Origin of the sequence: Sedimentitalea arenosa, from assembly GCF_016428585.1 — a bacterium.
Lineage (GTDB): Bacteria > Pseudomonadota > Alphaproteobacteria > Rhodobacterales > Rhodobacteraceae > Sedimentitalea > Sedimentitalea arenosa.
The window spans coordinates 74,990-95,870 of record NZ_JAELVR010000002.1; the positions used below are offsets into that span (position 1 = coordinate 74,990).

Below are 20,881 nucleotides of genomic sequence, written 5' to 3' on the forward strand. Positions count from 1 at the left end.
GTGCGCAAGAACAGGACGTGATCCGCAATGCAATTCATCGACCAGGCCCCTCCCTACAAGATCAAGTCCCTGTCTCTGGACAAGGCGATCCGCGCGGGCCGCGCCCGGCTGGCGTTTGGCGATGGCGGTGGCAACGCCGTGCTCTGCTTTCGCCCCGAGTTGAAAGAGGCGACCGCGTTCGATCACGAGATCAACGACCGCGTGGATTTCAACGCGCTGCCGACTGATCGGAAGTTGGACCTGATGATCGAAGAACTGCTGCCCCGCTTTTTCCACATAGACAAGCTTGCACTGACCGGGCGCGACAGCTGGTTGGGCCTGTTCCTGATCGACGGGCGCGTGGAGCGCCGCGTTCTTGTCGACGGGGACGGCGTGCGCGCCGTTCAAACCTCCGACCGGGTACCTGACTTCGAACTGGAAACCGACATCATGACGCTGATGGCGATATTGCGCTCGGTCATTGCGGATTTCCACACTGGGAAACTGGATCTTGACGCACCTTTCGCAGCGCCTGCGATCGGTGTCGAGGAAAGGAGCGCGTCATGAAACTGTTTTCCGTTTCGATCGGCCTTTTGCTCGCGGCGCTCGGCGTGTTCTACGTCCCGGTGTCGTTTTCGGTCGAAGGTTTCGGCCTTGTGGTCAATCCCGGCGGCGTGCGCAGCATCCGCGCGGCAGAAGCGGGCGTGGTGCAGCATTTCCCCTCCGAAGGCGGGCAGTTCCGACCCGGGCAGATTGTCACCACGGTGACAGATCGCGCGGCTGCGGCCGAAAACGCCCTGCTGCTTGGCACGATGCAGCGCGAGCTTGCCAAGATCGAGAGCGACCATTTGGAGCGGACCTCCAAGATTCAGGTGGATCTGGAGCGTGACCGCGCCAAGCGCGCGGCGACGGTCGAACGGCTGGCCGCGCGCCAAGTGCTGCAGGACGATACCCAGAACGTGCTCGCCGCGCTGCAAGCGTTCAATGCCGATAGCGTGTCGGATATCGACGCGCTGAACGAGGAGCGCCTGCTGCAATTGGCGCAGCTCGAGGATCTCGTGAAACGCTCCGGCGAAATTTCGGCGCTTCCCGCACAGAAACTGGCGACGATGCTCGAGGACATCCAGGGCGAGCGCCTTTCGGTCATCACCAGCAAGGGGACGCGGTTCTCGTCTGACAAGATGGTTCTGGACATGGTCAAGACCCTGAACGACCTGACCTATGACAATTCCATCGACGCGGCCGAGGTCGATATCCTGAACGAGCGTCTGGACAATCTGCAGATCCAGATCCGCGAACTGGAGGTCCTGCGCCAGACCACCCGCGCCGAGGCCGAGGCGCGATACCTGGCCAAGGCGGTGCTGCCGCAGGTCGCCGTGTCCGATGGCCAATCTATCGACATGCGGACGCTGCAGGCCAGCCGCGCGGATGTCGAGAAGGGCGATGCGCTCAGGTTGCTGGCCAGCGGGCGGCCCGTCGCGGGCCTGTCGTTGTTGATCTACGGCGCGGCGGAGACCGGCGAGGTACTGCTGCGACACGGCGACCGCAAGATCCGTCTGCGGCTTCCGGTGGATGCCGCGCGGATGGAGCGGACGCTGCGCGACGGCGGGCTGGAGATCGCCAAGGTGTATCTGGATGAACAGACCGCGGGCGCGATTGATATCGTCTCCGTCTTTGCCGAATTCACGGCGCCTCCACCCGATCGGGTTGTCGTGGGGGCCAGCACAGCGCGCGACACCGAGGACCTGCCGATCCTCGTGACGTCATGGTTGACCCTGCCCAAGACCGACCCGCAGCTTGCCGAACCCGACCGCCACGAGATCGTCGGCTTTCTCGAAAACCGCCATGCCGTGGTGTTGCAGCCCGGGCAAGTGGTGCGCGGCTCGATCAGCGATACGCGCACCGGGTCCGAGATCGTCTTCGATGCGCAACTGCTCGACCGCGATTTCTCGACCGTCGACACAAAGGAACTCGGCATCAGGCTCGGCAACGAATCCCTTGCCGGGAAGATCATCAAGCGCGGCGTGCTGTCGCAAGTTGTCGTCGGCGTGAGCGACAGTTCCGCCGAACGGATCGAACACCTCCCCGGCGCGGTCGTCCACCTGAGCTTCCCGCTGGCGCGCCAGTCGCTCTTCAGTTTCCTGTTGGCCCGAAATGCTGCGATCTAGTCTCTTCTGGTTCGCGTCCGTCTGGACGCTGATTGCCCGGCAGAGCCGCTTCGTGTCGCAGACCGCGCGTACCGATTGCGGTGTCGCCAGTGCCCTGACGGTTCTGAACCTGATGGGCCGCAAGGCAGATTCAGTTGACGCGGTCGACCGGATGGACCCCGATCGCACCGGCACAAGTCTCGAGGCTTTGCGTGTCTACTTCGCAGAGTGCCACGGGATCGAGGCGCGATCACTTTCCGTCCCGGCGGGCCGCATCGGCGAGATCGAAGGGCAGGCAATACTGCACATGACCCAGCAGCACTACGTGGTGTTGTTGCGGGCCTATCGTGGCGGCGTGCTCGTCTTTGACCCGTCGGTCGGCCCGGTCTTCTACCCGATGCAGGATTTCGAGAGCCTGTATTCCGGTTACCTGTTGCAGGTCGGCGGGCAGACGGCGGCCGCGCAGCTGCCGGCGCATCCGGCGCCGGGCGGTGCGGTTGGTGGGCGCCAGACCCGCGGGGTCGAACCGGTGTCGCTTTTCATCATCGGCTTCGCCACGCGGCTGCTTGAATGCGCCATCCTGCTTTGCCTTGTTGCCGTGCTCTATCTCGTCCTGAACCGGGCAGGGTTTTCTTCGCTGTTGACCGCCTTTGGATTGATCGCCGTCTGCGGTGCGTTGCTGTTGCTGGCTCACCAGGTCAGGTTCGACGGCGAAGACGGTTGGACGCGCCGCCGCCAGACCGGGTTCTGGCGCGGTCTTATCCGCACGTCGGTGCGTGGCCGCGACCTCAGCGGATTCCGTGGCCGCGACGAGCGCGAGGTGGCAAGCTCGTTGCGCAAGGGGCTGAGCGTCGCCATCCCCCAGCGGTCGCAGGTTCCGGCCACCTTGGGCGCGTTCTGCGCCATGCCGGCCTTGCTGATGTTCCTGAGCCCCGTACTTGCGGTGGTGCACACGCTTCTCTTCGGCTTTGTCCTGATCGTCGTGCAGCTTGACCGCGTGAAGGTGTGCCGACGTTCCGTGCGCCCCGGCATCGGCCGTTACAGCAAGCTGAGCCTCGGACACGATGTGATCAACGCGGTTTCAGGGCCCGACCTGATCGGCGAGGCCGCGAAATGGACCGTGATCGGCGTCGCCGGGTTCAGCGTCCTGCTGAGCAACCTGCCACCGGTCGCGCTCATGTTCTGGATCCTCGCAGCGATGCAGATCGTGCCGACGGACTTTCGCCGCGCCATGGCACTTGCGCCGGGCCTCGCGGCGCGTGAACCGCTGTCCGACTTGACGGCGAGCCAGGTGCCGTTGCGCACCCAGCGGATCGTCGGCCCGATCGACCTGAGCGTGCAACATGCTGACGGGCTGATGCGCATCGACGGGATCACCCCCCTGACGCAAAGCCTGATGCAGCCCGACCTGACGGTGCGCGAACAGCGTCTGATCATGGCTGATATCGTGCGCCACACGGTCGAAAACCTGCCAGCGTCCGAACCGATCCCGCGGATCGGGCCGATCCGCATCTTCGGCCCGGGGCAGAACGCGTCGCAGGTCGATTTCGAACAGCTGATGATCGCCCGCGAAGCCCGCGCCGATGCCAATCTGCCGGCGCGGGTGAACACCCGTGAGATCCTCGACCAGAGCGCCGAGGACCTGGTGCTGCGGGACCTGCACAGCTGCGAACCCGGCGATTTCCCCGTCTTCTGGGATTTTCGCGAACGGCTGCCCGTGGCCGAGTTGCAGGCCCGGTTGCGCAGGCTCGGGCTGCCCTGCGCCGGGCATCTGACGATGAAACGCCTGACAGTGGTGGAGGCTGCGTGATCCATGCCCGTGACCTATCCGATCCTTGGTGACATCTGGCCCTACTCCGAGGCCGCCGCGCCGCCTGAACTGGCGTCGCTACCCGTCGACGTGTTTTTTTCCGACCCGAAAGGCAGCAGCATCCAGGCCGCCAAATGGGTACTGACCGAGGACCCCGGCTGCGCGCCGCGTGCCGCCTATGCGCTGCGCCTGACGCGATGGGACGGGGTGGGGGACCTGTCGCGCTGGGACGCGTCGCGCGGTGAATGGCAGAAGGTGAAACGCTTCAATGTGCCGGACCGCGACAGGGCCTGCTCGATCATCGATCTCAAGGGCATCCTGCTCAGCAACGTGGCGACGTCGCAGTCCCTGTCAGGTCGTCTGGACGTTTTGCTGCAGGCCGATCGCCGCGAGATGAAAACCTATCGCCTGCTTTCCAAGGTATTCTCGGTCATGTCGATCATCGTGCTGTTCTACTCGGTGCGAGCCGGGGTCGAGAAGGCGGCCATCGAACCGTTCGCGCTGATCTTCGCGCTTGCGGTCGGGATCGGTCTTTTGGCGGTCGGCCTCCGCGTTCGTTGCAAGACGCTCAGCGAGGAGGGCCTGACCCGGATGCGCGAACAGTTCCAGTACGAGTATCGCGCCTCCGAGAACGCGCCGTTGACCCTGAACAACCTGACCAGCATCCTGAAGGAGAACGACCGCAGCCGCGAGGAAGAGGCGGTGATTTTCGGATTTCTGCTGCTTTTGTGCTTCGTCTATTTCATCTCTCCGCTCGTGGTCATCGGCGTGATCGTTGCGCTGATCATCGTCACGCTGATGATGGGCGATCGCGGAACGTTGCGGAAGCTTGGCCTGGCGTTCGACCGCAGCGAAACGCGGCTCGAACAGTCCTTCCTGTCATTTCGCGCGTCAAATGACACGCTGGCGCCTCCGGCGCTGCGGGCCGCCAAGAAGGATGTGCTGCGGGACCGGATCCGGCGCTATGGCGATATGCAGCGCAAGGTGCGTGAAACCCAGTCACGGTTCCGCCTGACCCAGGATATCGGAATGGGCGTGGCCTTCATGGTGATTTTCTCCTCCTATGCCTTTCCGATCGCGGCGGGATTTCAGAAACTGTCGATCAGCGTTTCGGACTCGCTGATGTCGACATCGCTCTTTTCGATCGCGCCCGTGGTGATCCTGCTCAGCATCTCGAAGTCCACCGTGGCTCTTTCGCAGATCGCCAACCGGCGGATCATGGCGATGGCGCGCTGAACGGTTCGCCCTGCAACCCCGTCTCAATGCGCAAGCGCCGTCTCTCGCGATGATCGCGACATGGCCGGGCAACCGGACGACCAAAAGGAAACCGCCCGGACCCTTTCGGTCCCGGGCGGCTCTACGATAAAGGTCGCGCAATCAGTTGGTGGGCTTTTTCCACTGGCTGATATTGAAGCTTATGATGATCCGTTCGGCTTCGTTGCCTTCGCCTTCCGCCAGGTTCGGTTCGACGCTGTGATAGAGCCAGCTGGGGAAGAACAGCATCTTGCCGGCGACCGGTTTGACCTTGACCTTGGTCCAGCATTCCGTCTTGCGGCGCTTGTTCGGGATGTAGTTTGCGCCATTCATGATGGTGACGACGCGCGGATCGGTGAATTCGATGGCGCCTGCGCCTTCGGGGGCCTGCACGTAATAGACCCCGCTCCAGAGCGCGCCCGGATGGATATGCGCGCGGTTCGAGCTGAGCGGCGGATTAGTGATGGACCACATGGTCGACACGCGCAGATGGCGTGCAGTGTCATAGCCGAGGTTTTCGTTCACACCGCCAAGCATCTTGTGAATCCGGTTGGTGAGCCGCTTGAACTTGGCGTCCTTGTGCAGGTTGTTGTGGCTGTGCCAGCCACCCAGCGAGCGATAGTTCGAGCGTTCAATCCCTTTGGAGTCCTTGTCGCGTTCCTCGTAGATGGCGGCGAGGATTTCCCGATTCATGTCTTCCGCGTCGTGCAGCTTGGTCGAATAGACCAGCGTCGGGAAATAGTCGTCCCTGCGCAATTCGTCCTGTCCGCCTTCGGTTTCGATCTGAGCAATGGTACGGGTCATAATGGTCTCCTTGGACTTGGATTTGGCAATTGCAGCACCGCAACGGTACGTTCGCTGCCTGGAAATGAACCTTCGAGAAAAGGCCTTGGGTTCAGCGACATCCCTCTGGAACCGGTGGAGCAGATGGCACATTCGGTGGTGTATCAAGAATCGTTCGGATGACGGCGATCCGGGCCGGGACTCGCGCAAGAATGTCGCGACTGTCGACAGGCGGAATCCGGCCGGGATGGCGCAGCAGCGCATAAGCGAAAAGCGCGGTTTCGGCCAGATCCTCGCGGTCGGGACGAGACTGCGCATAGCGGGTCATGAAAGCGTCGTCTTGGCGTTGCGCCGCGACCCATCCAGGCGACAGGCTATACGCGTTGTCCAGAGTCGCGTGGATCGACTCGTGCAGCAGGGATTCCGCCAACCGTTTCTGACCGATCCGGCGCGTCGCCATGTCCTGGTAGACGAACATCTTGCCTGACCCGGCGTGGAACCCTTCATCCCCCTTGTGAATGCCCAAGCGGCGAATACCGTGCCGAAAGGCAAGCGGGATCTGACCCAGGCGATTGCCGTAGCGGTCGGCTTCCGCGCGGGCGGCCACCTCCGTTTCGAACTCGGGGTTCAGCACGATCTCGAAAGGGGGCATGTCGCTGAAATGGGCGCTGAAGACAAAGGTGTCCAGATCGAACTCGTCGTCCTGCCGCTTGTCCCACATCTGGCGAGTCCCTCGGCCCTCGTAGGCAAGGCAAACGAAGGTTGAGGGATCGTCATCGAGAATGATGTCAAATACCGTGTCCGCAGTTGCCGAAAAGGGCGGTTCGCTGGCCCACAGGCCCGTGGAAAACGAGGCGAGGCTGGCCGTGATCGCGAGGCAGAGCAAATTCGATCTGCATGCATCTACTGATGGCACCGTGAACGGCTCCATGCGCCATACTCCAATACTTGGGCGCGGCGGGGCCACGCGAAACGGATATTTCAATAGTCGGTGCCGGATTGGCAGTTTCTGTCCTGCCCCGGTGTTTGAATTGCAAGAAGCTTAGCCATGCCCCTTCATCCGCGCAATGCTGGTATATCTTACCTTTCGCCGTCCAGCGCGGAGCGTGCGAGCTGGACTCGATCCGGGGGAACGCCGCGATTGAGCGACCGTCGGAAAAGATCTGCTGTCGGTCGCCGTCGAGCCTCTTCGTGTGCTACGGCACGGCATTCGGGACGCCGAAATCGTGCGGACAGTGCCGGACGTCGAGAGTGGTCAGATATCCAGGGCGGCGATGGTCGTGATCAATGGCGTCTTTCCGGACATCCCGGGGTCATGGCTTTCGGACATCGTGCTATGGGCGAACGCATCAAGATTTCTGCGCGAAACGCCTACGTGACGGCGATCCCATCCGAACGGGCAGGCCGTTCGCGCTGACAGCTATGCTCAATGACTGCGCTGTTGCAGCATAACGACATAGAAGGCGACGTTGTGATGCAGGGCCGCGCTGATCGTCGCCTCGTAGGCTCCGATCTGGGTGTGCTTGATATGGCGGCAGAGACTGGTCTGGACCATGCCGGTGTCCATGATTTCACCCGGGCTTTCCCGGATCGTCAGGTCGAGCGCGGCATACTCGAAAAGCGATCGTCCCCAGGGCCCGACGCCGCCACCGTCAAATTCCTGCCGGGCCTGTTTGTTCGCGTAGCAAACCCTGTGATCCTTGTCGACGATCAGCACCGGCACGGGCAGGATCTCGAGCCCTGCGCGAAGTTCGTTTTCAGGCACGTTCAGCACCAGGAACTGAACCGTCGTCTCGGTCTCATCGACGACAGGCACGATCAGGCGCTGCCAAGTCGAGACGAAAACACTGCGCGGTGGTTGATGCACCGTCAACAGGCGCTCGCGGCGCTGGCCCACGGCGACGTAGGTCGCGCTGAAGAAAGCGCTGATATGGCCGGGAAAGGCGTCCGTCGTCATGCCGGTCATGTCCTTGCCATAAATCCGTGCGATCCCCAGGCCATAGTGATCATAGTGAAAGACGCGGGGATCGTCGGTCGTGGACAGCAGCATCAGCCAATCCTTCGTCGCCCCGAACACCCCGAGGTCGAGCGCCTTGAGCGGAATGGTTGCCGCGCCCGAGCTGAGTCGGTCACAGGTGTCGCTGAACTGCTGCACCACGGAGCGAAAGGAATTTCGCGGATCAGGGCTCCACAACAGAAAGGGCGGGGGCGCATCGACTTTCAGAAACTGATCTCTCGCCGTGAGAAGATCCGCCTCGTAAGGAGGCTTCGCATCACCAGCTGCGCCAGAGCCGGTGGAGTGTACGTGCGTTGTCATCGAAAACGCCCTCGCAATTATCTAATCAATCAATCAAAACTGTACGTTAAGTATATCGTAGGAACCGTTGCGATCCAGTTAACGGTGCCCGGTGCGGAGGCCAAACGCGTCACGCTTCCGTGTGCTGGGGCGTTTGACGCGATCGGATCGCACCGGAACAAGCCTTGATGAAAAGCCGCGAATAGAGAACCGGAAGGCCACGAAGATGACGGGAAAATCCAACGAAATCAAGGTGACTTGCGTGACCGGTGCCGCCGGCGGGTTGGGGCGAGCGATCAGTCGGGGGCTGATTGGCGCCGGGTTCAGGGTCGTTGGCCTCGATGTGTCTGACGAGGGGCTCAAGGATCTGGCTGAGCGGATTTCGGCTGATGGCCATGCCGGCGCGTTCGATCCGATTTTGGTCGATCTGACCGATCCGGATGCCATTGCCGATGCGTTCGCCACGATCCGTGCGCGTCACGGCGGCCTTGATGGGCTGGTGAACAATGCGGGCACCTGTTTCATGTCGGACTTTCCGGACATCACTGCCGCCGAACTCGACCGTCAGATGGCGGTCAATTTCAACTCCGCTTTCCACTGTTGCCAGCAGGCGATCAAGCTGATGGAGGGGCGAGAGGGAGTACGCAAGATCGTGAACATCTCCTCAAACGGTGCCTACAATTTCGACGTCTTCGACCCACCGCATTACCGCGCAAGCAAGGCGGCGATGGACACGCTGACCAAGGATCTCGCCCGCCGCTATGCCCGCGAGCGTGTCGCGGTCAATTCGATCGCCCCTGCGATGACCGAAACGCCGCTCTTCGGTGTCCTCAGCGAGGAGGTTCTGGATCGCGCGATTTCGGCCATGCCGCATGGACGTGCCATGCAACCCGAGGAGATCGCGGCCTGGGTGGCTTTCCTGATGTCCGCGGCCGGCGATGTCTGCTCGGGCAACGTCATCATCCTGAACCAGGGGCGGGATGTCAGGTGAAGACCATTCCTCAAGTGTATGAGGCGGGAGCTTTCTTGAGGGTTTTCCATTGCTCGGGACAATGGCCGTAGATCACTGTCGCGCCGGTGTCGCGGACAAGAGCCATGAGCCGCGCGCCATGCCGGATCGCCAGATCTTCATTCCATGACCCTGCAAAGGCCTCGTCTATTTCCGCGGGGCGGGAAATCGCGTCCGAAGTCAGCATCAGGGGGCCGGTTTCGGGCAACTCGAGCAGGAGCGACAGTTGGCCCGGTGCGTGGCCCGGAGTGAACAGTACCTCGAACCCGGGGCCGATCCGGGTGTCTTCATCGATCAACAGGTAATCGCGGTCAGGCCAGTCGATCGGTTGCGCGCCGCGCCAGTAGAGCGGCTTTGGCAACTCGCGCTCCGCGCGCGCAATGAGGATCGGCGCCTGCGGACAGAGCGCCAGGCCGCCGACATGGTCGATATGGGTGTGCGTCTGGATCATCAGGTTGATCCGGTCGAGCGTGGTGCCAGCACAGGCCAGTTGCGCGGCCGGGAGATTCTCGGGAGTGCAGGACAGCACGCTGCCGAACGACCCCAGAGAATCCTCCTGCGTCGCGCGCGCCGCGTCCTCGGCGTACTTGGCGGGGAAGCCCGAGTCGACGAGCACCTCTTCGCCTGCACTGGTGCGGATCAGGAAACCGCAGATGCCGATGATGCGCCCGTTGGCGTGAACCTTGAACAGCCCGAAATCCAGAACATGGACCGAAACCGGGTGGCCTTTCAGAATGGCTCGCGTATTCATTGGGTGAAATCTCTCACGTGGCGATGGGCATGAAAGTCAGGATCCATACCCTGTTCCAGTATCTTCTGGACACGACCGAAGCAAACCCTGACGTGATTGTCGGCCTGTCGCTGTCCGAGCCGCCCAAGCTCGGCGCATATCTCGATGCGCTCGATCCCGACCTGTCGCTGGACTGGAACAATCGCTCCTTCCGTGGTCTGCCGGAGCTGCGCCAGCATGTTCTGGACCATGCCGGGCTCTCGGACATCTGCAGGCTCGACGACGTTCTGATCACCGCGGGCGCGGCCGAGGCGAACTACCTCGCGGTGATGCAATTGCTGCAGCCGGGCGACGAGATCGTGGTCGAACGCCCAGGCTGGCCTCAGGCCGAGGTGCTGGCCAAGGCCATCGGCGCCACGATCCGTCCGGTCGCGCGGGATGAAAGTGCCGGCTGGGCGTTGTCTTTCGATGCGCTCGAGGCGGCGGTGACCGACCGCACCCGGATGATCTTCCTCACCAATCCCAACAACCCGACCGGCCGGCTGTTCCGCCCGGACGAACTCGACCGGCTGGTCGTCATCGCGGACAGGGTCGGGGCATGGCTTCTGATCGACGAAGTCTATGCCGGGCTGGAATGGCAGGGAGGGCGAGGCGCGTCGATTGCCGGTCTCTACGATCGCGGGATCACCACGGGTAGCGTGTCCAAGGCGCTGGGACTGCAGGGCCTGCGCACCGGGTGGATGATCTGCCGCGATCCCGAAGTGATCATGGACGCAGTGGTGCTGCGGGAGAACAGCAGCGAAATCATGAACATCATGGGCGAGGTCATTGCCGAGATCGCGCTACGGCCTGACCGCTATGATCCTGCGATGGCCCGGGCTCGCGACCAGGGCCGGGCCAATCTGGACGTGTTGGACGCTTTCGTCGCGACCCAACCCGGTCTGTCCTGGCAGCGACCCGAAGCCGGGCTGATCGGGCTTGCACGCTTGCCCGGCGGCGTGGACAGCGACGCCTTTGCTGGCCGCCTGTTGGCAGACCCGTACCGCACGTTTCTTTTGCCGGGCAGCGCCTATGGCTGCCCACAGCACATCCGGCTGGGTGTCGGCGGCGGGACGTCGGTCGATCTGCAAACCGGCCTTGATCGGATCGCAGACCTGTTGCGCGCCTGGTAAGCTTCCCGGATTTGCGGTTTCCAAGTCGCCGTGACCGGCATAGCGTGCCCAAGAACCAACAGGGGAATGATGACTTTGGTGGCAGAGCGATACGATACGGTCATTCGGGGAGGAGATGTCGTGACACCCGATGGCGTGAACCGCGCGGATATCGGAGTGCGCAATGGCGAGATCGCGATCATCGCCCCCGATCTCGGCACTGCCGACGAGGTCGTCGAGGCGTCGGGATGTTTCGTCATGCCCGGCGGAGTCGACCCTCACGCCCATATCGAGCAGCTCAGCGGCATGGGCGTGATGAACGCCGACACGTTCGAAACCGCGACCCGATCCGCGGCAATGGGAGGCACCACCTCCGTCATCAGCTTCGCGGCCCAGCAGAAGGGCGAGGCGCTGTCGCGCACGGTGGCGGACTACGCGGAACGCTCCCGGCGCGGCGCAATGATAGATTACGCCTTTCACCTCAGCTTGTCGGACCTTTCAGCGCCCGGCTTCGACACCGACCTGCGCCGCTTGATCGACTCGGGTCACCGCTCGATCAAGTTGTTCACGACCTACAATATCAAGCTCGAGGACCGGGATATCCTCAACGTGCTGTCTCGCGCGTCCGGTTCGCTGGTCTGCGTACATGCGGAAAACGACGCGCTGATCGGCTGGAGCCGCGATGCTCTGGTCGCGGCTGGACTGACCGCGCCGCGATACCACGCGCCCTCGCATCCGCGCCTGGCCGAGGTCGAGGCGGTCGAACGGATGATCCGCTTTGCCGAGTTTTTCGCCCAACCGGTGATGCTGTTTCACATCTCGACCACCGAGGCGCTCGCATCGATCCGTACCGCCCGTGCGCGACAGGTGCCGGTCTGGGCCGAAACCTGTCCGCACTACCTGCTGATGACCGATGAGGTGCTGGACCGGCCCGGGATCGAGGGTGCGAAATGGATGTGTTCACCGCCGCAGCGCCGCGAGGCGGATCAGGAGGCGCTCTGGGCCGGGTTGGCCGCAGGCGACCTTCAGATCGTCAGCTCCGATCACGCACCGTACCGATTCGACGCAAGTGGCAAGCTCAGCGCCGGACTGGAGGCGGGGTTTCCCGAGATCGCCAACGGCCTGCCGGGGCTGGAAACGCGGTTGCCGCTGATCTTCGACGCGATGATTGCGCGGGGCAGGGGCGGGCCGGAAGCTTTCGCCCGCATCACCGCGTCCGAGCCTGCGCGCATCTATGGCCTTCAGCGCAAGGGGCGCCTTGCGGTCGGGATGGATGCCGACATCGCCATCTGGAATCCGCGCACCACGCGGCGCTATGGCGCCAACGACCTGCATGACAACGTCGGCTACAATCCGTGGCAGGGGCGCGAAATCGCGGGCCAGCCGATCCACGTGATGTCGCGCGGCGATTGGATCGTGCGCGATGGGCGGTTCGAGGCCGAACCGGGGCGTGGGAACTGGATTCGCCGCGATGCCATCGGGGTTGCCGCGGCCATAGAACCCGCCGAAGAGGTCAGGTTGCTGCGCGAGGTCCGGCCATGACCCCGCCCAAGACAAGAGTTCAGAAGGTCATCACCTTTTTCTACTACCATGATCTGACGCGCGCGATGGAGTTCTATGAGCAGGTCATGGGGCTGACGCTCGCAATCGATCAGGGCTGGTGCAAGATCTACCACATCGGCGGCGCGGCCCATGTCGGACTGGTGGATCAGGCGCGCGGGATGCAGAAGGCGAGCGCTCAGAAGCCGGTGCAACTCTGCATCCGGGTTGAAGACGTGGACGCGTGGTACGACTACGCCAGCGTTTGCGCGCTGGATAATCTGTCGGACATGTTCGAAAATGACGCGCTCGGGATCAGGGCCTTCGTCTTCAACGATCCGGAGGGCTACCAGATCGAAATCCAGAGCGCCACGCGCGAGGGGTCGTGATGCAGGACCGTCCACTCATCGTAATCAATCCGAATTCTTCGACCCAAGTCACCCAAGGCATTTCGGCGGCGCTCGACCCGTTGCGCGGCCTGGGTGTGCCGATCCGCTGCGAGACCCTGGCTGAGGGCCCGCCGGGGATCGAGAGCCAGGCACAGGCGGACCTGGTGATCGCGCCGTTGCTCGACCTTGCCATGTCGCTGAGCGGCGAGGCGGGCGGCTTCGTCATCGCCTGTTTTGGCGACCCCGGCCTGCATGCCCTGCGCGACCGCCTCGCCCAACCGGTGCTCGGAATCCAGGAATGCGCTGTGATGACGGCGTTGACGATGGGGCAGCGCTTTGGGGTCATCTCGATCCTGCGCCCGTCGATCCCGCGCCACATGCGCGCTTTCGGCGCGATGGGCGTGACGGCCCGCTGCGCAGGTGACCGGGCGCTCAACCTCGGAGTCGGCCAGTTGGCGGAACCCGCACTCACGCTCGCCCGAATGATCGAGGTGGGCACCGAATTGCGCGACAGCGACGGCGCGGATGTGTTGATCCTTGGGTGCGCCGGGATGGCCGGCTATCGGGCCGACCTCGAACAGCGGCTTGGGCTGCCGGTGATTGACCCATGCCAGGCGGCGGTGTCGATGGCGGTCGGGCGCATGGCGCTCTACTGGACTCGGAAGGAAACCGAATGACACGATTGGACGAAACCGCAACTGGCGTCTTCACCATCGCCGCCACGCCCTTTCTGCCGGACGGGGCGCTCGATCTGAACAGTATCGACCGGATGGTCGATTTCTACGCCGAGAAAGGTGCAACGGGGCTGACGATCCTCGGGATGATGGGAGAGGCGGGCAAACTGTCCGCCGATGAGTCCGTCTCGGTGATCCGACGCGTTGTCTCCCGCACCGACATGCCCGTGGTAGTAGGAGTGTCGGCACCGGGTCTTGCGGCGATCGGGGCGTTGGCGCGCGCGGCGGTCGACCTGGGCGCGGCAGGTGTCATGGTCGCGCCCCCGTGGACGCTGAAAACCGATGGACAGATCGTGTCCTATTTCCACGATGTCGCTGAAGCTTTGGGTGATATCCCGTTCGTTCTGCAGGATTTTCCGCTCGCGACCTCGGTCGTGATGCCGGTGGATGCGATCCTGAAGATCGTTGCCGATTGTCCGACATGCGTGATGCTCAAGCACGAGGATTGGCCCGGTTTGGACAAGATCAGCAGCCTGCGCGCCGCCTCGGACGCCGGGGCCCGGCGGATATCGATCCTCTGCGGCAATGCCGGGCTGTTCCTGCCCGAGGAACTGGCCCGTGGTGCCGATGGCGCGATGACTGGGTTCGCCTATCCCGAGATGATGGCAGAGGTGGTGGCGGCACACCGGGCCGGCGAGCGAGAGCGCGCGATGGATATCTTCGACGCCTACCTGCCGCTCGTGCGCTACGAAAGCCAGCCGGGGCTTGGGCTTGCGGTGCGCAAATATGTGCTCGCCCGGCGCGGCGCGATCGCGCATGATACGCTGCGCAAGCCGGGCAAAGGGCTCACCTCCGCCTCGGTGGCCGAGGTCGAGCGGTTGATGGCGCGGCTCGACCGGCGCCTGAAGACTCTCTGAACCGCGTCACTCATATCCCGTCATCTCGAGGTAGCCGCGGCCGGAATGGCTGCCGGTGATCGACACCGGCCCCTCCCAATAGGGAAAGGACGTGTCCATCCAGCTGTTCGGATTCAGCGCGGCGACCTCGACATCCACTCCGAATTCGGGAAGTCGCACCCGCCAGTCCACGGGCACCTCGCGTCCGGCGACCTCGGTGGTCGCAAGGGGGGAGACGCTCAGCGCGCCGTCCGGAAGGGACCGTGTGGTGCCGTCAGGTGCGATCCAGGTGGCCGAGGTGAAACCGCCAGCCGAATCCCGAAGGCGGAACCCCATCATCCGCGCGCCGCTGTCGAAGGAGAGCGAAAACCAGTCCCAGCCGGTCTGGTCTTGGGCCAGCGGCTGGGAAGACCACTCGCGATCGAGCCAGCCCTGGCCCGTCACGCGCACCGGGCCCTCGGGCAGATGCAGCACACCCGAGACCTCGTAGGCGGGTTGCGAATAGTAGTAGCTTGCCTGATCGGCAGCGGATTTGACCGAAAAGCCCCGGTCGCCGTGAAAGACCAGCGGGCCGTCCGCCGCGAGATCCAACTCGTAGCGGAACGCCTGACCGCGCGCGGACAGTGACAACTCGGAGATGCCGCGGCCTTCGCGTCCGCGCATCTCCCAATCGTCTATCCAGGCCACGAAGGGGGCTGCGGTGACACCGGCCTGACCGATGCCGCCCCGTGCGGTGCGCTCGGCGACGAAATGTGACTCGGGGGTCGTCAGGGCGGCATGGCCCATCCACAGCTGCGGCGTTTGCCACCCGGTGCCGTCCTCGGGCGCCAGGGCGGACCGGAACAGCGTCCACTGGACGCCGTAGTCCACTCCGTCCTCTCCGGTGAGCGTGGCGGTCAGGTACCACCATTCGATCCGGTAGGACGGGTGCGCGCCATGATCGTCGGGAAACCGGAATGTGGTGCCGCGCTCAGGCATGGCAAAACCCTCGGCGTCCGTACCCAGATCCGCGAAGCCCTGTGCGACGGCCGGCGCACTCAGCAGTGACATCAGGAAGATCAAACAAGCCTTAGCGTTCATTCGAGAATTCCCTCAGCAGATCCGCCGGGGCGGTGCTCAGAAGGCGGCGCGCGGGGATCAGGGCGGCGCAGGCTCCGGCCAGCAGGGCCAGACCCCAGAGCCAGAGCCAGTCGAGCGGAAACAGGTGCATCGGCAAGCGCCAGCCGAACGCCTCGACGTTGATGACCTCCAGCAGCACCCAGGCCAGGGCCAGACCCAGCGGCAAAGCCAGCACCGCGGTCAGCCCGGCCATCGCGATGCTGCGCAACAGTTCCAGACGCGCCAGCCGCCGTCGGGTCAGGCCAAGCGCCCAGACCGGTGCAAGCTGCGGCAGGCGCAACGTCCAGAGTGTCAGCAGGCTGGTCAGTATGGCGAAGCTTGCGACCCCGAGCGTCAGCAGGTTCAAGGCGCCCGTCACGACGAATGTCTTTTCAAAGATCCGCAGGGACTGTGCCTTGACCGTCGACTGATCAACGATGGCGCTGGCGGGCAGGTCGAAGCTGTCGCGGATTTCGCTGATCAATGCGGCGCGATCCTCGGGCGCGATGCGCAGGCCGAACTGCCGGTTTGCCACTCCATCAAAGCGGGCCAGAAGCAGGTCCATGGAGAGGATCACCTGCGGATTGGGATTGCCGTAGTCCGAATAGACGCCGCTTATCGGCATCGACCAACCTGGGGCCAGAGCGACGCTGTCACCCGGCCAGATATCGTCGCTGCGGGCGAGTTGTTCGTTGATCAGCACGCCGGCGCCCTCGGACACCCGGTCCCAGACTGCGGGTCCGGAGGCGATCAGGGGCCAGTGGTCGCGATATGTCGAATGATCGACGATCCCGTAAACCCGCGCGGGCAGGCCTGAAATGCGGGTTTCGCCATAGCGGATCGGCAGCACCGCCCGGGTGCGCGGCGCCAGCCATTCCGCAAGCTGCGCGCCCTGCGCATCATCGCGGGCGGTGATATAGAGTTCGGAGGCGAGCCGTTGATCCAGCCAGCCCACGAAGGTCAGCCGGAAACTCGACACCATCGTGCCGACGCCGATATTGGTCGCGAGCGCAAGCAGCAGCGCCATGAGAGCTAGGGAAAGACCGGGCAACTGGGCGCGCAGATCGGCCCAAAGCCATTCCTGCACCGGCCCCCGTGCGCGCCGCGCGAGCAGGTTCAGGCACAGGGCGAGTGTGGGCGGCAGAAGCAGCGCGGCACCCAGCATGAGGCCGGCGAGCAGCGCGAAGCCCGCGATCAGCCCGCCGAAGAGCAGGTGGCAGGCGATCCCTGCCGCGATCAGCGCAAGCCCAGCTGGCACCATCCGTCGAGTGGCGGGGACGGACGCGCGGGCCCAGCCGGTCTGGCCCGGGGCCGCCAGAAGCGGCATCCGGTGGAGCTTGGCCAGCGCCTGTGCCCCCGCGAGCAGTGCGCCCAGCAGCGCCATGCCGATCCCGGCGGCGATCCAGGAGGGGGCGAGCGTCAACTGGCCGCCGACCGGCGCACCGTAAAGTCCGCGCAGCGTCGCCACCACGTCGGGCAACAACGCGGCGGCGACCAGATAACCGAGCAACAGGCCGAGGCTGCCGGCCAGGAACGCCAGCAACAGAAGTTCGGTCAGCAGGAGCAGGGTCAGGGTCCGAAGCGGAACGCCGAGCGCGCGCAGTGTGCGGATCATCGGACGCCGTTGCTCGAAGGCGAGGCCCACGGTGCCGTGCACGATGAACAGCCCGACAGCAAAGGACAGCAGGCCAAAGGCGGTCAGGTTGAGATGGAAACTGTCAGTCAAGCGGGCGATGTCGTTTTCGCCGTGAGGGGCCAGCAGCACGAGACTTGGCGCGACCTCGGCAATGGGCGGCAGGTCGATCGCCTGATCGGGCAAGACCAGCATTCGGCTGATCTCGCCATGTCGATCGAGCAGGCGCTCGGCAGTGCCGATATCGGTCAGAACGACGCCATAGGGGACCTGGGCGCTGGCGATCAGCGGGGCAGGGAGGATCGCACCGGGCGTCTCGGTCAAGGTCTCCGGACTTGCGATCAGCCGTCCGGGCTTGCCGAAGATGTCGGCAGGTGTCAGGTCGGTCTGCCCGGCATCGGGGGTGACGGTGATCGGGTAGTTCAGGAAATCGACGCCCATGAGCGTGACGAAGCGGTCGGCAAGGCGCAAGCGCCCTTCCAGCACCGGGCTGACCTGCCAGCCGGCGCGGCGCAAAGCCACGTATGTGTCCAACGTCACCGGCCCCGACGGCATGGACAGCGTCGACAGCCGGTTCAGGCCCAGCTGTTCAGCCGCTTCCGCATAGCTTGCGCGCGCCTGTCCGTTGATCGCCTGCACGGCCGACCAAAGACCGGTGGCAAGGGACAATCCGAGAACCAGCGTGATGAACTGCACCGGTTGCTTGCGCCAATGCGACAGCAGGGCAAGAAACGTGGCGCGGATCATGCGATGCGGCCATTGCTCAGATGCAGTTGCCGGTCGAGCCGGTCGGCAAGCCGCTGGGAATGGGTGACGAGGAACAACGCCGCCCCGGCGTCGCGCACAAGGTCCAGCATCAGGTCGAAGACCGTCGCGCTGGTGGTCTCGTCGAGGTTCCCGGTGGGTTCGTCGGCAAGGAGCAGACGGGGGCGGAGCGCGAGCGCGCGCCCGATTGCGACCCGCTGCTGCTGCCCGCCCGAAAGTTGCTCGGGATAGCGCGTCTCGAATCCGTCAAGGCCCAACCGTTCGATCAGTTCGGCGAGCCTGTCGGGATCGTCCCGGCCTGCGATGCGGGCGTGAAAGGCCATGTTCTGCTGCACGGTCAGAGATGGAATCAGGTTGAACTGTTGAAAGACGAGCGCGACCTTTTCCCGGCGCAGAGCGGCGCGTTCCGTGTCGTTGAGGGGCGACAAGGCCACGCCGTCAAGATGGATTTCGCCCGAATCGAACCGATCGAGCGCGCCGGCGAGATGCAGCAGCGTGCTCTTGCCGCTGCCGCTTTCGCCCGTCAGGGCCAGGGTCTGGCCCGCGTCCATCGAAAGCGTCACGCCATCCAGAACCGGTCCCGCAGCATCGGTGCCGGGATAGCGTTTGGTTACGGAGCGCACGTCGAGAAGCACGGCAGGCGAGTCCTTTTCCTATCGGTGCCCGGGTAGATGGCATGATTGCCGCCCTTGTCCACCGCAGTCGGCCGCTGCGGTCAAGATGCCGCGCGCCGCGAGTGCATCGCAAGCGACGACTTGCGGTGTGCGGTCGTGCGGGGGAAGATGGCGTGGCACGCAAGAGGAAGAACCGCCGTGACCATCGCTCAGCAACTGCTCTGGGGAAGCGTCTGCCTTCTCGCCTGCCTGATCCTGCATGTCATCTGGATATCAATCGGCGTAGATCTGCTGTGGCGCTCTCGCGACCGGCTTGCTCACCAGCGCCGTTTCATGCGCACGACACTCGTCATCGTACTTGCCGTTGGTGCGATGTTGATCGCGATAACCGCGCAGGTTCTGCTCTGGTCGTTCTTCTATGTCAGTTTCTCGGCGCTCGAGGACTGGAACACGGCGCTCTACTTCTCGATGGTGACGTTCACGACGCTCGGCTACGGCGACATCATCCTCGAGCCGGACCTGCGGATCTTCGCGACATTCGGTGCCGTGACCGGGCTGTTCAGTTTTGGGCTCAGCACGGCGTTCCTGGTTGCTGCGGCCTCCCATCTGATGAACGGGGTCGTGCCGGATCACAACAGCGGCGAGAACAGACGCGACACCGGCGCACCATAGCGAATGAGCGCGCGTTGTTCCGATAGGGTCAGCTTGAGTTCGTAGGATTCTTCGAAATCGTCACGCAGCATCTCGTCGACAGCTTGTGCCATGCCGCTGTCAAAGAACATGGCCATCGTCTCGAAATTCAGCCGGAAGGAGCGGTTGTCGAGATTGGTCGTGCCGATGCCGGCAAGCGTGTCGTCGACGACGAAGACCTTCTGATGCGTGAAACATTTCGTGTAGCGGAACACCCGCACGCCCGCTTCGCGGATATCGTCGAAGAAGGCAAACGCCGCAAGCCCGACAAGCAGGTGGTCGGATTCATCCGGAACCAGCAGGCGCACATCGACGCCGCGCAATGCCGCGTGGCGCAGGGCCGACACGATATCGATATCCGGCACGAAGTACGGCGACGCGATCCATATCCGCTTTCGTGCCGCCGCAATCGCGGAAAAGAACATCATGCTGCCGGTATCGGCCGTGTCGCCCGGGCCGGTGGCGACGATCAAACCGGTGACCCCCTCCTCATGTTGTGGAGCGGACCAGTTCAGCGCCTCTATGAGCAGGTCGCCGGTTTGCCAGTGCCAATCCTCGGCGAAGATCAGTTGCAACTGCGTGACCATCGGGCCCGAAAACTGTACATGGGTGTCGCGCCAGCCGGCAAGCCCGGCGCATGTGCCCAGGTACTGGTCGCCGACATTTAGACCGCCCGTGAAGGCCAGGGTGCCATCCACGATCACCGTCTTTCGGTGATTTCGGAAATTGATCTTGAGCCGGGACCAGGGCAGACGCCTGGTCTGCTGATCGGCCACCACGACCCCGGCGGCAGTCAGTTCGTTGATATAGCGCCCGGGCAGCGCGAAGCTGGCGATCGGATCGACCATCAACCGCACGGTCACACCGCGCCCGGCGGCATCTATCATGTGCTTTTGCAGCGACCGGCCCAGGGTGTCGTCCTGGACAAGGTAGAATTGCACCAGAACATAGCTTTTCGCCGCATCGATGGCGCGAAAGATCGCCTCGAACGCGGCTTGGCCGTCAATCAGCAATTCGGCCGTGTTGCCCCGCGCGGCAGGCAGGTCGGCGCAATATTCAAACGGGGCGAGGTCGATTTCGAGGCTGTCGGGATCGGGCGCGGTGTTGTCGTTGAAATTCTTGATGCTTTCAGTGACGCGCGCGCTTTCGCGCCGGGCGATATAGTAGCCGTGATAGCGATGCTGCCCGAACACGAGATAGGCGGGAACCGCCAGAAACGGCAGGATCAGCAGAAAGACCACCCATCCGACCGCACCCTGTGGCGTGCGTGCGGTCTGGGCCGCGCGCAGGGCGCAGTAGACGCCTGCGATATAGGCGGCGGCGATCACGACCGCGCCCAGGGGGCTCCACATTTCGCGTCTCCTCAGATTGTCGCGCCCGTTCAGTAATACGCATCCTGCCCAGATGGGCCAGCCCTGTGCCCT

At 63.8% G+C, this 20,881-nt stretch carries 19 protein-coding genes; 11 read left to right on the forward strand and 8 right to left on the reverse strand.

The features are described 5' to 3' along the window. Positions 1-27 precede the first annotated feature (27 nt). From JF290_RS03165 to JF290_RS03180, 4 genes are read left to right on the forward strand one after another with little or no spacing between them, the layout of a single operon-like run. Entirely contained in the window at positions 28-546 is a 519-nt protein-coding gene (locus JF290_RS03165) for a hypothetical protein (RefSeq protein ID WP_199023303.1), read from the forward strand. Further along, positions 543-2,147: a hypothetical protein gene (locus JF290_RS03170; RefSeq protein WP_199023304.1), complete on the forward strand. Its 1,605-nt coding sequence runs from the start codon at positions 543-545 to the stop codon at positions 2,145-2,147. Before JF290_RS03165 ends, JF290_RS03170 begins: the two co-directional genes overlap by 4 nt. Continuing rightward, positions 2,134-3,936 (forward strand): cysteine peptidase family C39 domain-containing protein, encoded by a 1,803-nt coding sequence (locus JF290_RS03175; RefSeq protein WP_199023305.1) that lies wholly within the window; start codon positions 2,134-2,136, stop codon positions 3,934-3,936. The genes JF290_RS03170 and JF290_RS03175 overlap by 14 nt, the downstream gene beginning before the upstream one ends. A 3-nt stretch (positions 3,937-3,939) precedes the next feature. Next, positions 3,940-5,172, forward strand: a complete 1,233-nt coding sequence (locus tag JF290_RS03180) for a hypothetical protein (protein WP_199023306.1) — start codon at positions 3,940-3,942, stop codon at positions 5,170-5,172. Between the two features lie 141 nt (positions 5,173-5,313). Here the strand turns inward: JF290_RS03180 and JF290_RS03185 are convergent, their stop codons facing one another. The 3 genes from JF290_RS03185 to JF290_RS03195 form a co-directional block, all read right to left on the reverse strand. Continuing rightward, the gene (locus JF290_RS03185; RefSeq protein ID WP_199023307.1) at positions 5,314-5,994 is read right to left on the reverse strand and encodes a TIGR02466 family protein; all 681 of its coding nucleotides are present in this window, start codon (positions 5,992-5,994) and stop codon (positions 5,314-5,316) included. A gap of 91 nt (positions 5,995-6,085) precedes the next feature. After that, complete coding sequence (locus JF290_RS03190) at positions 6,086-6,904, reverse strand: hypothetical protein (RefSeq protein ID WP_199023308.1); 819 nt, start codon at positions 6,902-6,904, stop codon at positions 6,086-6,088. Between the two features lie 495 nt (positions 6,905-7,399). Next, complete coding sequence (locus JF290_RS03195; RefSeq protein ID WP_199023309.1) at positions 7,400-8,128, reverse strand: nitrogen regulation protein NR(II); 729 nt, start codon at positions 8,126-8,128, stop codon at positions 7,400-7,402. Between the two features lie 367 nt (positions 8,129-8,495). Between JF290_RS03195 and JF290_RS03200 the strand changes: the two genes are divergently transcribed. After that, positions 8,496-9,260 (forward strand): SDR family NAD(P)-dependent oxidoreductase, encoded by a 765-nt coding sequence (locus tag JF290_RS03200; RefSeq protein ID WP_199023310.1) that lies wholly within the window; start codon positions 8,496-8,498, stop codon positions 9,258-9,260. Between the two features lie 10 nt (positions 9,261-9,270). Here JF290_RS03200 and JF290_RS03205 read toward each other — a convergent pair whose 3' ends face one another. Then, complete coding sequence (locus JF290_RS03205; RefSeq protein ID WP_199023311.1) at positions 9,271-10,029, reverse strand: MBL fold metallo-hydrolase; 759 nt, start codon at positions 10,027-10,029, stop codon at positions 9,271-9,273. A gap of 29 nt (positions 10,030-10,058) precedes the next feature. On the opposite strand from JF290_RS03205, the gene JF290_RS03210 reads away from it, so the two are divergent. From JF290_RS03210 to JF290_RS03230, 5 genes are all read left to right on the forward strand, one after another. Beyond that, the gene (locus JF290_RS03210) at positions 10,059-11,180 is read left to right on the forward strand and encodes a pyridoxal phosphate-dependent aminotransferase (RefSeq protein WP_199023312.1); all 1,122 of its coding nucleotides are present in this window, start codon (positions 10,059-10,061) and stop codon (positions 11,178-11,180) included. 69 nt (positions 11,181-11,249) lie between these two features. Further along, positions 11,250-12,701 carry a dihydropyrimidinase gene (gene hydA, locus JF290_RS03215; protein ID WP_199023590.1) on the forward strand — a complete coding sequence of 484 codons (1,452 nt, stop codon included), beginning with the start codon at positions 11,250-11,252 and terminating at the stop codon, positions 12,699-12,701. Next, positions 12,698-13,087: a VOC family protein gene (locus tag JF290_RS03220; protein ID WP_199023313.1), complete on the forward strand. Its 390-nt coding sequence runs from the start codon at positions 12,698-12,700 to the stop codon at positions 13,085-13,087. Before hydA ends, JF290_RS03220 begins: the two co-directional genes overlap by 4 nt. Continuing rightward, entirely contained in the window at positions 13,087-13,764 is a 678-nt protein-coding gene (locus tag JF290_RS03225; RefSeq protein WP_199023314.1) for an aspartate/glutamate racemase family protein, read from the forward strand. The genes JF290_RS03220 and JF290_RS03225 overlap by 1 nt, the downstream gene beginning before the upstream one ends. After that, a complete protein-coding gene (locus JF290_RS03230) occupies positions 13,761-14,678 on the forward strand; it encodes a dihydrodipicolinate synthase family protein (protein ID WP_199023315.1) in 918 nt (305 codons plus the stop codon). The genes JF290_RS03225 and JF290_RS03230 overlap by 4 nt, the downstream gene beginning before the upstream one ends. 6 nt (positions 14,679-14,684) lie before the next feature. Here JF290_RS03230 and JF290_RS03235 read toward each other — a convergent pair whose 3' ends face one another. The 3 genes from JF290_RS03235 to JF290_RS03245 are packed head-to-tail and all read right to left on the reverse strand — an operon-like array spanning position 14,685 to position 18,788. After that, positions 14,685-15,737: a lipocalin-like domain-containing protein gene (locus tag JF290_RS03235; protein ID WP_199023316.1), complete on the reverse strand. Its 1,053-nt coding sequence runs from the start codon at positions 15,735-15,737 to the stop codon at positions 14,685-14,687. After that, positions 15,727-18,135 (reverse strand): FtsX-like permease family protein, encoded by a 2,409-nt coding sequence (locus tag JF290_RS03240; RefSeq protein WP_199023317.1) that lies wholly within the window; start codon positions 18,133-18,135, stop codon positions 15,727-15,729. Before JF290_RS03240 ends, JF290_RS03235 begins: the two co-directional genes overlap by 11 nt. Next, complete coding sequence (locus tag JF290_RS03245) at positions 18,132-18,788, reverse strand: ABC transporter ATP-binding protein (protein WP_199023318.1); 657 nt, start codon at positions 18,786-18,788, stop codon at positions 18,132-18,134. Before JF290_RS03245 ends, JF290_RS03240 begins: the two co-directional genes overlap by 4 nt. Positions 18,789-18,965: 177 nt before the next feature. On the opposite strand from JF290_RS03245, the gene JF290_RS03250 reads away from it, so the two are divergent. Beyond that, positions 18,966-19,439: an ion channel gene (locus JF290_RS03250; RefSeq protein WP_199023319.1), complete on the forward strand. Its 474-nt coding sequence runs from the start codon at positions 18,966-18,968 to the stop codon at positions 19,437-19,439. On the opposite strand, the gene cls is transcribed toward JF290_RS03250, so the two are convergent. Further along, a complete protein-coding gene (cls, locus tag JF290_RS03255; RefSeq protein WP_199023320.1) occupies positions 19,397-20,809 on the reverse strand; it encodes a cardiolipin synthase in 1,413 nt (470 codons plus the stop codon). The two genes, JF290_RS03250 and cls, sit on opposite strands and share 43 nt — an antisense overlap. Between the last annotated feature and the right edge of the window lie 72 nt (positions 20,810-20,881).